Source organism: Micromonospora sp. NPDC005413 (assembly GCF_040606435.1).
Classification (GTDB): Bacteria; Actinomycetota; Actinomycetes; order Mycobacteriales; family Micromonosporaceae; genus Micromonospora.
The window spans coordinates 311,930-326,379 of sequence record NZ_JBEXEV010000003.1; the positions used below are offsets into that span (position 1 = coordinate 311,930).

A 14,450-nucleotide genomic window follows, 5' to 3' on the forward strand; every position below is an offset into this window, starting at 1 on the left:
GTCACTTGTAACGGATTCCGATGAGGCGCTGCAGGAGGATGAACGCGAAGAGCAGACCGCCGATCACGATTTTGGTCCACCAGGAGCTGAGGCTCCCGTCGAACGTGATGAGGGTCTGGATCACGCCCAGGACCAGTACGCCCAGCACGGTTCCGAAGACGTAACCCGCGCCGCCGGTGAGCACGGTGCCCCCGATGACGACGGCGGCGATGACGTCCAACTCCATGCCGACGGCGATCAGAGGCGCGCCCGAGAGGGTGTAGAAGGACAGCAGGATCCCGCCGATCGCGGAGCACAGGCCACTGATCGTGTAGACGGCGATCCGGGTACGCCCCACCGGCAGGCCCATCAGCAGCGCCGACTGGGGGTTACCGCCGATGGCGTACACGTTGCGCCCCAGCCTGGTGTAGGCCAGCGTGTACGCGGCGACGGCGACCACGACGAAGGCGATCAGCACGCTGATCGACACGAAGTTGCCCCCGGGGTTACCGATCCGCTCCTGCGACATCCTGGTCCAGAACCCGTCGGTGATCGGGATGGACGAGCCGGAGATGAACGTGCACATGCCGCGGGCGAAGAACATCCCGGCGAGCGTCACGATGAACGGCTGGATCTCGAAGAAGTGGATGGCGCAGCCCATCAGCAGGCCGAGCGTCGGACCGATGAGCAGGGCGATGACGAGCACCAGTGCCGCCGGCAGGCCCTCCTGGAGCAGCCAGGCCGACACCATCGCCGTCATGGCGACGACGGACCCGACCGACAGGTCGATGCCACCGGTGAGGATCACGAAGGTCATCCCCACCGCGACGACGAGCAGGAAGCCGTTGTCGATGAAGACGTTGAAGATGACCTGCACGTTGGAGAACGCCTGGTACTGGGACACCCCGATGCCGTACATGACCAGGAGCAGGGCGAGCGTGGCCAGCACCGGAATCTGCCGCCTCGGCAGCCGGAACCGGGTACGGCCGGCGGTGAGCGATCCAGTGGTCATGCCGGCACCTGCTCCTTCGGCTTGTCGGCGATGGCGTTGGGTGGCGGAACGTTGCGCCTACGGCGGGTGAACCGGGCCCGGAAGGCCGGCGCCTGGATGAGGCAGACGGCGATGACGACGACCGCTTTGAACAGCAATGAGGTCTGCGGTGAGATGTTCATGGCGTACACCGACGTGGTCAGGGTCTGGATGATCAGCGCGCCGAGGATGGTGCCGCTGAGGAAGAACCGGCCGCCGGCGAGGGACGTACCGCCGATGACGACGGCCAGGATGGCGTCCAACTCCACCCAGAGGCCCACGGCGTTGCCGTCGGCGCTGGAGACGTTGGCCGTCATCATGAAACCAGCGACCGCGGCGCAGACGGCACTGAGGACGTACGCGAGGAAGATGACCCGGCCGGAGCGGATGCCGGCGAGTCGGCTCGCCTCGGAGTTGCCGCCCACCGATTCGATGATCATGCCGAGTGCGGTACGGCGGGTGAAGGCGGCGACGAGCAGGGCCGCGGCGAGGGCGATGAAGATGGCCAGCGGCAGGGTCAGCAGGTGGCCCAGCCCGATCGCCCGGAACGGCTCGGAGTTGATGGTGATGATCTGGCCCTGGGTGATCAGCTGGGCGAGGCCCCGGCCGGCCACCATCAGGATCAGGGTGGCGATGATCGGTTGGATCCCGATCACGGCCACCAGCACCCCGTTCCACGCGCCGAGCACGAGCGCGACCCCCAACGCCATCGCCAGTGCGGTCAGCACCACGACGAGGCTGTTCTGGTCGGGCTGCTTGCTGATGTACATGCAGGCGATCGCGCCGCTGATCGCGCACACCGAGCCGACCGACAGGTCGATGCCGCCGGTCGAGATGACGAGGGTCATGCCCAGCGCGACGAGGATCAGCGGCGCGCTCAGCCGCAGGATGTCGATCGGCGAGCCGTACAGGTGCCCGTCCTTGAGCTCGATGGACAGGAACCCGGGCCGGTAGATCGTGTTCGCGGCGAGCATGACGACCAGCACGGCAGCGGGCCAGAACAGCCGGTGACCGATCATCGTCCGGTAGCGGCCCATTGTGTCGTTCATCGGTCTGCCTCCTCCCGGTGAGATCCACTGGCGATGGTCTGCATGATGCGGTCGGCGTTGAGACTGTCGTCATTGGCGAGCTGTGCGACCATTTGTCGGTCCCGCATCACGGCCACCTTGTGGCTGAGGCGCAGCACCTCCTCCAGCTCGGCGGAGATGAACAGCACCGCCATGCCGCCGTCGGACAACTGCGTCACGAGCTTCTGGATCTCGGTCTTCGCGCCGATGTCGATGCCCCGGGTCGGTTCGTCGAGGATCAACAGTCGTGGCTCGGTGATCAGCCACCGGGCCAGGAGCACCTTCTGCTGGTTGCCACCCGAGAGGTTGCGGACCGGCACCTCCGGGTCCGCTGGCCGGATGTTGAGCGCCTTGACGTACTTGTCGACCAGCTCGTCCTGACGACGACGCGGGATGGGCCGTAGCCAGCCGCGGGCGGCCTGCATGGCCAGAATCATGTTCTCGCGGACCGACAGGTCGGGAACGATGCCTTCCGCGCGGCGGTTCTCCGAACAGAAACCGAAGCCCTGGTCGATGGCCTGCGCGGGGGTACGCAGGCTGCCCGCCGTGCCGTCGACCGCGACCTGACCGCCGTCGGTCCGGTCGGCCCCGAACAACAACCGCGCCACCTCGGTACGCCCGGAGCCCAGCAGACCGGCCAGGCCCACCACCTCGCCGGCGTGGATGGTGAGGCTGAACGGCTCGACCGCGCCCGCCCGGCCGAAGTTCGACACCGCCACCAGGGGGGTGCCCTCCTCCAGGGTGGCCAGGTCCCGGCGGGAATGCTCCTCGATCCCCTCGAGGACGTCGAGTTCCTTGCCGATCATCTTCTCCACCAGGGAGAGCTGGGGCAGCTCGGCGGTCGTGTACTCGCCGACGAGCCCGCCGTTGCGCAGCACGGTGATGCGGTCGGCGATCTCGTAGACCTGGTCGAGGAAGTGGGTGACGAACAGGATCGCGATGCCCTCGTCGCGCAGTTGCCGGATGATGCGGAACAACTGCGCGACCTCGCCGGCGTCGAGGCTGGACGTCGGCTCGTCCAGGATCAGCACCCGGGCCTGGATGTCGATGGCGCGAGCGATGGCGACCATCTGCTGGATCGCCAGGGAATACGACCCGAGCGGCGCGCTGACGTCGAGGTCGAGGTCGAGGCGGGCCAGCAGCGTACGCGCGCGGCGGCGAACCTCACCCCACCGGACGGCACCGAGCAACCGGGGTTCGCGGCCGATGAAGATGTTCTCCGCCACCGAGAGGTTGGTGCAGAGGTTGACCTCCTGGTAGACGGTGCTCACCCCGGCGGCGGTCGCCTGCATCGGCCCGGTGAAGGACACCGGCTCGTCATCGAGGGTGATCGTGCCGTCGTCGGTGTCGTAGACGCCGGTCAGCACCTTGATCAGGGTCGACTTGCCGGCGCCGTTCTCGCCCATCAGGGCGTGCACCTCGCCGGGGAAGAGCCGGAAGTTGACGTTGTGGAGTGCGCGCACCCCGGGGAAGGACTTGCTGATCCCGGTCATCGTCAGGACCGGACGGCTATCCGTCATCCCATCAGACCTCTTCTGGGTTGTCGACACGGATGGGCCGCTGCGCTCCCGTACGCCCGCCCGGTCGTCCCTGCGGGTCGCTCGGGCGGGCGTGGTGTACGGGATGGTCGCGGGCCATGCCCGGTCCGTTGCGGGTCAGGGGCGACGCAGCGGGGCCGCCACGCGAGCGCGGCGACCCCCAGCGTCGATCAGTACTTGCGGTTGGGCAGGGCTTCCTTCGCCTGCTCAGACGTGAAGGTGGTCTCCTCGGTCTCGATCCGAGCAGGCACCGTCTCGCCGGCGTGGACCTTCTTGGCCAGGTCCATCAGCTGTGGGCCGAGCAGCGGGCTGCACTCCGCGATGAAGTTGAACTTCCCGTCGGCGAGAGCCTGCATGCCGTCCTTGACAGCGTCGACCGTGATGATGGTGATGTCCTTGCCCGGCACCTTGCCGGCGGCGGTGATCGCCTCGAGCGCGCCCAGGCCCATGTCGTCGTTGTGCGCGAACAGCACGTCGATCTTCGGGTTGGCCTTGAGGAACTGCTCCATGACCTGCTTGCCGCCGGCCCGGGTGAAGTCACCCGTCTGGGAGGCGATGACCTTCAGGTTCGGGTTGGCGGCGATCGCCTCGGCGAAGCCCTTCTTGCGGTCGTTCGCCGGCGCGGCGCCGGTGGTGCCCTGCAACTCGACGATGTTCACCGGACCCGAGGCGGTCTTCTTCTGCTCGACCAGCCACTCACCCGCGAGCTTGCCCTCCTTGACGAAGTCCGAGCCGAGGAAGGTCTTGTACAGGGTCTTGTCGGCCGAGTCCACCGAACGGTCGGTCAGGATGACCGGGATCTTGGCGTCCTTGGCCTCCTTCAGCACGGTGTCCCAGCCGGACTCCACGACCGGCGAGAAGGCGATCACGTCGACCTTCTGCTGGATGTAGTTGCGGATCGCCTTGATCTGGTTTTCCTGCTTCTGCTGAGCGTCGTCGAACTTCAGCTCGATCCCCGCCGTCGAGGCGGCATCCTTGATCGAGGTGGTGTTCGCGGTACGCCAGCCGCTCTCCGCGCCGACCTGCGAGAAGCCCATCGTGATCTTGCCGTCGTCCTTGGTGCCGCCGCCGGTGTCGCTGTTGCCACAGGCCGCGATGCTGCCGACGAGCAGCACACTGGCGACGACCGCGGCTGCGCGCCACGAGGCGGAGTGCGTTCGCATCTTTCTCATCGGATCTCCTTGGCTGGGTGTGGTGGGTGACCGCGCCAGCCGCCGAGGTGCGGAAAGCGGCGTACGCGGGTGGTGCGTGCTGGTACCTCCGTGGTGCAGACCGACGGGTTCCGGCATGGCCGGTGGACGGTCAGGAACCCGCCGGTGGGACTAGTTGTTGACCGTAGGCGTTCTGGTAGCGATGGTGAAGAGCATCGATGTCGTCCTGCCCGATCGGCACCGGCTGCCCGAGTGCGCGAGCCAGGTGGGCCGTACGGGCCACGTCCTCGCACATGACCGCGGCCTTGACCGCCGCGCGGGCGTCACGACCGATGGTGAAGACGCCGTGGTTGCGCATCAGCACCGCGGGTGAGCGGTGCCCGGCGAGCGTGCCGACGATGCCCTTGCCGATGTCGTCGCCGCCGATCAGGGCGAACGGACCGATCGGAATCTCCCCACCGAACTCGTCGGCCTGGGCGGTGAGGTAGCAGGGGATCGCCTCCCCTCGCGCGGCCCAGGCGGTGGCGTACGAGCTGTGCGTGTGCACGACCCCACCGACCTCGGGCATCGCCCGGTAGACGTAGGCGTGGGCGGCGGTGTCGCTGGACGGGGCGAGGTCTCCCTCGACGAGGACACCATTGAGGTCACACACCACCATGGTGTCCGCCGAGAGATCGTCGTAGCCCACGCCGCTCGGCTTGATCACCATGAGGTCCTGGCCGGGAACCCGCGCGGAGACGTTGCCCGACGTCCAGGCGACCAGGCGGTACCGGGTGAGTTCGGCGTGCAGGCGGGCGACCGTCGCGCGCAGCTCGTCGATCTGTCGGGTCACCTCGGCGTTCATGCGACCACCTCCAGCGCGGTCTCGTGCGTGGCCGCGGCGGTCTCGGCCGCCGCGTTCCGGATCGCCCGCAGGCGGAGCATGACGTCGTTGCCGCCGCGACCGAAGTGGTCGTGCAGCGTCCGGTACTCGGCGTACAGGGCGTCGTAGGCGCGCGCCCGGTCGGGATCCGGTCGGTAGACGGCCTCGTGCACCCGACCCATCGCCTGCGACGCTTCGTGGACCGAGGGGTACTCACCGGCGGCGACGGCGGCATGGATCGCCGACCCCAGCGCCGGCCCCTGCGCGGAGCCGATGATGTTCAGCGGCCGCCTGGTCACATCGGCGTAGATCTGCATCAGCAGCTCGTTGGAGGTGAGACCACCGGCGATCACCAGGTCGTTCACCGCGACACCGGCCTCGACGAACGCCTCGATGATCATCCGCGTGCCGTAGGCGGTGGATTCCAGCAGCGCCCGGTAGATGTCCTGTGGCCGGGTGGCCAGGGTCATTCCGACGATCATCCCGCTCAGGTCGTGGTTGACCAGCAGCGAGCGGTTGCCGTTCCACCAGTCCAGCGCGATCAGGCCGTGCGCGCCGACCGGTTGGCTCGCGGCCAGCTCGGTGAGGTGCTCGTGCGAGGCGACGCCAGCCGGGGCGGCGTGCTCGACGAACCAGCCGAAGATGTCGCCGACGCCGCTCTGCCCGGCCTCGTAACCCCATGCGCCGGGGCTGATGCCGCCGTCCACGACACCGCACATCCCGGCCACTTCGGCGAGCTGCGCGCCGTTGACCACGTGGCAGGTCGAGGTCCCCATGATCGCGACGAGCCGGCCGGGTTCCACGGCCTGCGCGGACGCCGCCGTGACGTGCGCGTCGACGTTGCCGGCGGCCACCGCGATCCCCTCCGGCAGGCCGGTCCACGCGGCGGCCCGTTCGGTGAGCGTGCCGGCCCGGGCACCGAGGGGCAGCAACGGGCCGTCCAGCTTGGCCACGAAGTCGCCGAAGCCCGGGTTGAGGGCGGTCAGGAAGCCCTCGGAAGGGTACTGGCCGTCCTGCAGGATGCCCTTGTAACCGGCTGTGCAGACGTTGCGGGTCTCGGTGCCGCTGAGCTGCCAGACGATCCAGTCGGCTGCCTCGATGAAGCGCTCGGCCCGGTGGTAGACCTCGGGGTCCTCCTCCAGGATCTGCAGTCCCTTGGCGAACTGCCACTCGGCGGAGATCTTGCCGCCGTACCGGCCGATCCACGGCTCCGCCCGCTCGTGGGCCAGCGCGTTGATGCGGTCGGCGTGCGGCTGCGCGGCATGGTGCTTCCACAGCTTGACCCAGGAGTGCGGCCGGTCGCGCAGCTCGGGATCCTCACAGAGCGGAGTGCCGTCGGCGTTCGTCGGCAGCACCGTGCAGGCGGTGAAGTCGATGCCGATGCCGACGACCGCGGTGGGGTCCACCCCTGCCGCCGACAGTGCCGCCGGAACGGCGTACCGCAGCACGTCGCGGTAGTCCTCCGGGTTCTGTAGGGCCCAGTCCGGAGGCAGCAGTCGACCCCCCGGGAGTGCCGCGCTGATGACTCCGTCGCCGTACTCGTGCACCGCGGTCCCCAGCTCGGCACCATCGCCGACCCGGACCACCAGAGCTCGTCCGGACAGGGTGCCGAAATCGACACCGACGACGTAGCGGTCGTCAGCTCCGTCCACACGGTTCATGTTCACCTCCACCGTTAACGGGGATAGTGTTAACGCTCACATCCAGGCTCGTCAAGACATCTGACCGCAACAGCTCCGTAACGGAACGCGGAAGCCGGATCGACTCGGGCGCGTCGATATCGGACCGGTGCAAAACGCCTCATTCCGACCGACCGCAGGGTGCGGCGACCGGAGCACGACACCCGGCTCCGCCTCGACCGGGAACCTCCTCGGCAGGCAGGGCGACAGGTGCAGCGTCCTGCGCGACCCGCGGGGCGAGTGTCCGATCACGACCACCGGCCGGCCGGCGACGATGTCAGCGATAACATCAACACGGCCGCTCAGTCCTCATGATCAGATCTATGGACCGGCTGCCGGATGCCGCTGGGCTCACGACTGCGCGCTCCGCAGATCGGCAGGTGCATCACACAGCCGAATGGCCGGGCCTTGTTATCGATAACATTCGACGTTTCCAGGACGACCTCGGGCGACCACGCGAAAGCATGATCGGCAGGCGCGCCCGCGACACGGACAGCCGACGGCCCGGCCCACCGGGGCCGGGCCGTCCGTCGCGCTGGCTGGACGTCGAGCGCCTGTCGGATCAGGCGGCCCGATTCCGGTTGTACAGGGCCTTGGCCCAGAGGAAGCAGAGCACGCTGATGACGACGCACCAGACGACCGCGATGATCCCGTTGGCGCCGATTCCGGTGCCGAGGAGCAGGCCCCGAAGAGTCTCCATGACGGGCGTGAAGGGCTGGTAGTCGGCGAACCACCGTACCGGGGCCGGCATGGAGTCGGTGGGGACGAACCCACTGCCGAGGAACGGCAGCAGCACCAGCGGCATGGGCAGGTTGCTCGCCGTCTCGACACTCTCGCTCACCAGGCCGAGGGCGACCGACAGCCAGGTGACCGCAAAGGTGATCATGGCAAGGACGCCGATCGCGGCGAGCCATTCGACCGGGTTGGCCGTGGGCCGGAATCCGACCAGCAGTGCCACGCCGGTGACGGCCGCGATGCTGACCATCGTCTGGATCAGGCTGCCCAGCACGTGCGCGGTGAGGACCGACGGTCGGAAGATCGCCATGGTACGGAACCGGGCGATGATGCCCTCGGTCATGTCCATGGCGACCGAGATGGCGGTGCCCTGCGCCGCGCTGGCCACCGTGATGAGCAGGATGCCGGGGGTGACGTAGTTGGCGTAGTCGCTGCGGTCGCCGGAGGGGCCGAGGCCGGCACCGAGCGTGCCACCGAAGACGTACACGAACAGCAGCAGAATGATGACCGGGACGCCGATGAGCAGGAGCGTCAGCGACGGGTAGCGCCGCATGTGCAGGAGGTTGCGCCGCAGCATCGTGCTCGAGTCGCGGACGGCGAGGGTGAGGGTGCTCATCGCGCCATGGCCCTTTCGTTGTCGGGTTGGCCGGTCAGGGTGAGGAAGACGTCGTCGAGGTCGGGGGTGTGCACGGCGAGACCGGCCACGCTCACGGAGGCCCGGTCGAGCTGGTCGAGCAGCGATCGCAGCGATCCGACCCCACCGTCGCTCGGCACCTGCAGGGTGAGCGCCGCGTCGTCGCGGGTGGCCGTCGTGAGGGTGCGCGCCGCCGCGTCGAGCCCGGCCTGGTCGGCGAACTGGAGCACGACGTGACCGCCGGGGATGAGCTGTTTGAGCTCGCGCGGCGTGCCCTCGGCGATCAGTCGGCCGTGGTCGAGGAACGCGACCCGATCCGCGAGCTGGTCGGCCTCCTCCAGGTACTGGGTGGTGAGCAGGATGGTGACGCCGCCGGAGACGAGTTCACGGATGATCTGCCACATCGCGCGGCGACTGCGCGGATCGAGCCCGGTCGTCGGCTCGTCGAGGAAGATGATGCGAGGCTCGCCGACCAGGGTCATCGCGAGGTCGAGCCGCCGGCGCATACCGCCGGAGTACGTCGACGCCGGCTTGCCCGCCGCCTCGGTCAGGTCGAACTGGTCGAGCAGCTCGCCGACACGTCGTCGGCCGGCCGCCCTGTCGAGGTGACACAGGTCGGCCATCAGGTTCAGGTTCTCCCGCCCGGTGAGCAGGCTGTCGACGGCGGAGAACTGGCCGGTGACGCCGATCAGTTCGCGTACCGCGTCGGGTTGCCGGGCCAGGTCGTGGCCGGCGATACGGGCGTCGCCGGCGTCGGCGTCGATCAGGGTGGACAGGATCCGCACGATGGTGGTCTTGCCGGCGCCGTTGGGACCGAGCAGCGCGAATACGGTTCCCTCGGCGATCTCCAGATCGATGCCGTTGAGCACAACCTTGTCGCCGTAGGACTTGCGTAGGCCGGTGGCGATGATGGCGGGTCGGGAAGGGCTGGCCATGGTCTCCTCAATTCGTGGGCGGTGCCGGACGGCGGATCAGGCGCGGCGGATCACGATGTCGCCGTAGGAGGTGTTCGCTCGGACCTCGACCGTCTCGTCGGTCTGTGCCGGGCCGTCGGTCGTCTCGAGCGCGTTGTGCACGCGGCCGTGCTTGGAGCTGACGTCGAGCCAGGCGGCGGTCCCGCGACGGACGCCGACCTCGATGGCCCCGTACGAGGTGTCCAGCTCGATCGACCCCCGTACGACCTCGCCCAGCCGGACGTTGCCGTACGCGGTGCGTGCCGTCACCGAGGCCATCGGCGCGTCGACGGTGATGTCGCCGTACGCGGTGTTGACCCGCACGTCACCGCCGCTCCGGCCGATCCAGCAGTCGCCGGAGGAGTTCTTGATCTCGGCGGTGCCGTCGACCGCACCGATGCGCACCTTGCCGGACGAGGCCTTCACCCGGGCGGAGCCCGTGACGCGCTCCACCGCGATCTCGCCGTGGCTGCTGTCGATGTCCAGCGGCCCGGTCTCGTCGAGCCGGATCCCACTGCCGGTCTTGATATGACACTCGCCCAGCCGGCCCTCGCAACGGAATGCCGCCCACGACGCCTCGGCGTGCACCCGCGACCCGGTCGGCAACTCGATCAGGACGTCGACCGACGGCCCGGAGCCGAAGCCGTACCTGCGCCAACTCTTCTGCACCCTGATCAGCAGTTGCCCGGCGGCGTACTCGACGGTCGTCTGTTCCGCCGCGCTCACGTCGGCCTTGCTCGACGGGTCACGCGGCCGCACCGTCACCACCGTGTCGGTGCGGTCGGTCGCGGCGATCCACGCGTCCCCAACGGGCAGGTCGAGCTGGACGGAGATCGGCTCTGGTGTGTCGAAAACAGGCATGGTGGTCTCCCGAAAGGTGGTCGACGGATGTCGCCGCTGGTCAGCGGCGCGAAGGAAGAGGGGGTACGGGGAGTTAGCGGGCCCAGCCGGTGAAGTGCTGGCCGGAGCGCGGCTCCGCCCGCCGGGGCGCGCGACGCTCCGTTTCGCCCGCCCCGATGGCGCCGGCCACAGCTCGCACCAGCCAGGCGTTGACCGAGAGCCCGGCGCGGCCAGCAGCCTCCTCGACGCTGGCCTTCAGATGGTCGGGGAGCCGAAGGTTGATCCGCGAGGTGCCGCCGTCGTCACCGTCGGGCGCGAGCAGTGGCGCCGACAGCGTCGGCGGCCCGCTGACCTCCCCCGCCTCCTGGACCGGCGGGCTGGCCGGCGTCACCACGAAATCAGGCTCCCGCCCGCGCAACCGGACGTGCACCGAACCCGGCGCGAGCTCACGGGTGATCTCGTCGGCCGCGTCGGACAGCGCCTCGAGCAACGTGAGACGGGTAGCCGCCTCCAGTTGCGTGAAGAGCCGTTCGGCCAGCACCCGGGCCTCCGGGTCGACGCCCTCCGCAGCCACGGCGAACTCGTCACGCAGGTTCTCGACGTAAGACCTCAGCTCCATGGCACCATCATGGCACCAGTTTGGCTCAATGCGCAACACCCATGGCTCAGGGCGGTGCCATCCGATCAGGCCGCCGCGGGTCGCTGGACGTCCGCAGGGCACCGAACGTGCGCCGGACCAGGCGATTCGCTTCCTCCTGGGTCGACCCGGCGGCCACCAACAGGTCGCTGACGGTTGTCCGAACCTGCGCCACCACGACGGCACCGGAGAAACCAACCCCCTCCCGGTACGCCTGGCCGGCCACCTCAACCGCCCGTAGCGCCTGCTCCCGCGCCCGCTTCGGCTCATCACCCGCGGCGAACTGCCGCTTCAGCAACCGGACGGCCTCGGCGAGTTCGGCCACCGCCCTCGGCAGCGGCTCCGGAACCGGTTCACCGTCCTCGATCAGCGTCACCGCCCGACGGATCAACGTCCCGCTGTTGCGCATCGCCCGGTCGACAGGCTCTGCCGCCCGCGCGTACCGGCCGACCGGCCCGTGCCGTTCGTGCCAGTGCAGCGGCGACAGGGTGCTGGCCTCCCGGGCGCCCTGGGTCGCCTCGACGAACGCCTTCAGCTCATCCTTGTTCTGCCGCAACCTGCCCTGGGCCGTACGCGCAAGGGTGGCATCACGCTCGGCCAGAGCGTCGGCGGTGGCGTCGAGCTGGGCGACGAGGAGGTCCAACGCCGGTCGCGCGGCCCGGTTGAGCACCCGCAGCGGGTTCAGCGGCAGCAACACGGCGGTGACCAGTAGCGCCGTCCCTCCCCCGACGAGAGCACCCACGAACCGAGGGATCTCCAGATCATGGACGGTCGGGCTGAGCGTGGTGATGAGCACTGCCGTCGCCCCGGCCTGGATCACCACCGCCGCGCTGCCGGCGAGGAACAACGCGACCACGATCGCCAGCACGACGACCAGGGCGAGTTGCCACCACCCGGTGCCGATCACCGTGAGCAGGAGGTCGCCGACCACTACCCCGACGGTGACACCGATGATCAGCTCGACGGTGCGGCGCAGCCGTTGGCCGACCGACGCGGCGAGGGTCGCGACGGCGGAGATCGGCGCGAACACGGGCTGCGAGACGTGCAGCAGCTCGTGCGCCACCAGCCAGGACAGCGCCGCCGCCAGGCCGGCCTGCACGGCGAGGCCGCCGATGGCCCGTACCCGACGGAACCGGTCGCGCAGCGTGGCCGCCGCGCGGTCCCGGAGCCGGACGAAGGTCGCCGCCCGGCCGCCCTGAACGGTGTCGCCGGCACGCGCCGGAGTGCCCCCGTCCGCTCCGCGCCGACCGGCAGCGACCATGGCGGCACCTTCCCCGCCGTGGCCGGATCAACCCTCCCCGGCACCGCTGGATCGATGCCCAGCCGGCCGTGTGAGGACCAGACGTCGGCCACGCTGAATGTAGGCTGCACCACCGTGACGTTCGTACGGCTGGTCGAGGAGCACCGCGACGAGCTGACGGCCCACTGCTACCGGATGCTCGGCTCCTTCCACGACGCCGAGGACGCGGTGCAGGAGACGTTCGCGCGGGCCTGGCAGAGCCGGGACCGGTACGAGGATCGCGGCGCTCTGCGAGCCTGGCTCTACAGGATCGCCACGAACCGGTGCCTCACGATGATCGAGGGCCGGGGTCGCCGGCGGGAGCTGCCGACCGACCTCACGCCGGGGGCCGCGCCCGTGGCCGAGACGGCCTGGCTCGGGCCGTACCCGGGCCGGCGGTCGGTAACCGTCGAGCAGCGGGACCCGGCGCAGCGGCTGGTCGAGAGTGAGCACCTGGAGCTCGCGTTCGTCGCGGCGCTGCAGCGCCTACCCGGCCGGCAGCGGGCCGTGCTGCTGTTACGGGAGGTGCTCGGCTACCCCGCCGCCGAGGTCGCCGACCTGCTCGGCACCTCCGTCACCGCGGTCAACAGCGCCCTGCAACGGGCCCGCCGGGTGGTGGACGCGCTGCGCCCGACCGGCAGCCAGCAGGTGGAGCTGAGCGGCCTCGGCGACGAGAAGGTACGCGAGTTGGCGCGGCGATACGTGACCGCGTGGGAGCGGGGCGACGTCGACGCGATTCTGGCGATGCTCACCGACGACGCCCGGTACTCGATGCCGCCGCTGCCGCAGTGGTACGAGGGCCACGACGCGATCCGGCAGTTCCTGCTGGACGGCCCGTTGTCGGTCCGGTGGCGCCTCGTCCCGACGTACGCCAACGGGCAACTCGCGTTCGGGACGTACCTCTGGAGCCCGGAGGCGTCGGTCTTCACGGCGGCGGCCCTGGACGTCGTCGCGCTGCGCGACGATCGGATCGCCGAGGTGGTGTCGTTCCTGACCCCGGAAACCCTGCGGATGTGCGGTCTGCGGATGCAGCTCGACCAGGATCTCGACCGGGACGAGGAAAGTCGTTCGGCACGCGGCGATGAGTCTGTCGGTCCGCGCGGGTTGTAGAGGTGAGCGCAACCCGACCCACGAGGGAGCACCATGGCCGACGACGAGACCCAGATCCGCGAGCTGATCCAACGGTGGACGCAGGCGGTCCACGCCGGTGACCTGCCGGGCGTCCTCGCCCAGCACTCCGCGGACATCGTCATGTACGACGTCCCCCCGCCGCACCAGGGGGTCAGGGGCATCGAGGCCTACGAGCGGACCTGGCCGGACTTCTTCCGGTGGCAGGCATCGGGGGCCGCCTTCGAGCTGACCAGCCTCGACATCACCGCGGGCGACACCGTGGCCTACGCCAACGCGCTGCTGCGCTGCGGCACCTCCGACGACCTCGCCAGGCGGCCGGAGCTTCTGCTGCGCCTGACCCTCGGCCTGCGCAAGGAGAACGACTCGTGGGTCGTGGCGCACGAACACCACTCCTTCGCCGACGACGGCGGTGCCGACGACCGCGAGACCTCCGAGCACGAGGTACGGGCCCTGCACCAGCGCTGGTTCGAGGCGACCGAGGCGAAGGACCTCGACGGGATCATGGAACCGATCGCCGAGCCCGTCGTCTCGTACGAGCACGAGCAACCGCTGGAGTACGTCGGCAGGGACCAGGTTCGCGCGGTCTGCGCGAACGGCCTCGACGTCAGCACCGGGACAGTCACCTGGACCGTTCCTGAGCTGGCGGTCATCGTCCGCGACGACCTGGCCGTGTCGTGGGGCCTGAACCGGATGACCGCGCAACAGCCGGACGGCGCCACGACCGTGAGCTGGTCCCGGGGCACCCGGGTGTTCCAGCGGGCCGAGCTGGGCTGGGAGATGATCCACCAGCACGTCTCGTTCCCCTTCGACCCGGACACCGGGCAGGCGAGGACCGACCTGACACCCACCAGGGCGCACTGAGTCCTCGCGAGAGCCGGTCGGCGGCAAGCGGCGCGTCCCTGCCCGCCGCGATTGAGGCCGTCCGGTTCGGGTAG

The 14,450-nt window shown here is 69.5% G+C and carries 13 protein-coding genes; 2 read left to right on the forward strand and 11 right to left on the reverse strand.

What is annotated here, in order from left to right:
• Window position 1 precedes the first annotated feature (1 nt).
• From yjfF to ABZS37_RS07270, 11 genes are all read right to left on the reverse strand, one after another.
• Window positions 2–991: a galactofuranose ABC transporter, permease protein YjfF gene (yjfF, locus tag ABZS37_RS07220; RefSeq protein WP_355166414.1), complete on the reverse strand. Its 990-nt coding sequence runs from the start codon at window positions 989–991 to the stop codon at window positions 2–4.
• Window positions 988–2,058 carry an ABC transporter permease gene (locus tag ABZS37_RS07225; RefSeq protein ID WP_355166416.1) on the reverse strand — a complete coding sequence of 357 codons (1,071 nt, stop codon included), beginning with the start codon at window positions 2,056–2,058 and terminating at the stop codon, window positions 988–990. The genes yjfF and ABZS37_RS07225 overlap by 4 nt, the downstream gene beginning before the upstream one ends.
• Window positions 2,055–3,596 (reverse strand): sugar ABC transporter ATP-binding protein, encoded by a 1,542-nt coding sequence (locus ABZS37_RS07230; RefSeq protein WP_355166418.1) that lies wholly within the window; start codon window positions 3,594–3,596, stop codon window positions 2,055–2,057. The genes ABZS37_RS07225 and ABZS37_RS07230 overlap by 4 nt, the downstream gene beginning before the upstream one ends.
• 188 nt (window positions 3,597–3,784) lie before the next feature.
• Window positions 3,785–4,786, reverse strand: coding sequence for an ABC transporter substrate-binding protein (locus ABZS37_RS07235; RefSeq protein ID WP_355166420.1), 1,002 nt, complete (start codon window positions 4,784–4,786; stop codon window positions 3,785–3,787).
• Window positions 4,787–4,916: 130 nt separating this feature from the next.
• The gene (locus ABZS37_RS07240) at window positions 4,917–5,609 is read right to left on the reverse strand and encodes an L-ribulose-5-phosphate 4-epimerase (RefSeq protein ID WP_355166422.1); all 693 of its coding nucleotides are present in this window, start codon (window positions 5,607–5,609) and stop codon (window positions 4,917–4,919) included.
• Window positions 5,606–7,288 carry a ribulokinase gene (araB, locus tag ABZS37_RS07245; protein ID WP_355166424.1) on the reverse strand — a complete coding sequence of 561 codons (1,683 nt, stop codon included), beginning with the start codon at window positions 7,286–7,288 and terminating at the stop codon, window positions 5,606–5,608. Before araB ends, ABZS37_RS07240 begins: the two co-directional genes overlap by 4 nt.
• Before the next feature lie 580 nt (window positions 7,289–7,868).
• Window positions 7,869–8,657: an ABC transporter permease gene (locus tag ABZS37_RS07250; RefSeq protein WP_354997366.1), complete on the reverse strand. Its 789-nt coding sequence runs from the start codon at window positions 8,655–8,657 to the stop codon at window positions 7,869–7,871.
• The gene (locus ABZS37_RS07255; protein WP_355166426.1) at window positions 8,654–9,610 is read right to left on the reverse strand and encodes an ATP-binding cassette domain-containing protein; all 957 of its coding nucleotides are present in this window, start codon (window positions 9,608–9,610) and stop codon (window positions 8,654–8,656) included. The genes ABZS37_RS07250 and ABZS37_RS07255 overlap by 4 nt, the downstream gene beginning before the upstream one ends.
• Before the next feature lie 36 nt (window positions 9,611–9,646).
• A complete protein-coding gene (locus tag ABZS37_RS07260; protein ID WP_355166428.1) occupies window positions 9,647–10,489 on the reverse strand; it encodes a DUF4097 family beta strand repeat-containing protein in 843 nt (280 codons plus the stop codon).
• Window positions 10,490–10,562: 73 nt separating this feature from the next.
• A complete protein-coding gene (locus ABZS37_RS07265; RefSeq protein WP_355166430.1) occupies window positions 10,563–11,087 on the reverse strand; it encodes a hypothetical protein in 525 nt (174 codons plus the stop codon).
• A gap of 46 nt (window positions 11,088–11,133) precedes the next feature.
• Complete coding sequence (locus ABZS37_RS07270; protein WP_355166432.1) at window positions 11,134–12,366, reverse strand: FUSC family protein; 1,233 nt, start codon at window positions 12,364–12,366, stop codon at window positions 11,134–11,136.
• Window positions 12,367–12,480: 114 nt separating this feature from the next.
• Between ABZS37_RS07270 and ABZS37_RS07275 the strand changes: the two genes are divergently transcribed.
• Window positions 12,481–13,494, forward strand: coding sequence for a sigma-70 family RNA polymerase sigma factor (locus ABZS37_RS07275; RefSeq protein ID WP_355166434.1), 1,014 nt, complete (start codon window positions 12,481–12,483; stop codon window positions 13,492–13,494).
• A gap of 33 nt (window positions 13,495–13,527) precedes the next feature.
• Entirely contained in the window at window positions 13,528–14,376 is an 849-nt protein-coding gene (locus tag ABZS37_RS07280; RefSeq protein ID WP_355166436.1) for a nuclear transport factor 2 family protein, read from the forward strand.
• The last annotated feature ends 74 nt before the right edge of the window (window positions 14,377–14,450 follow it).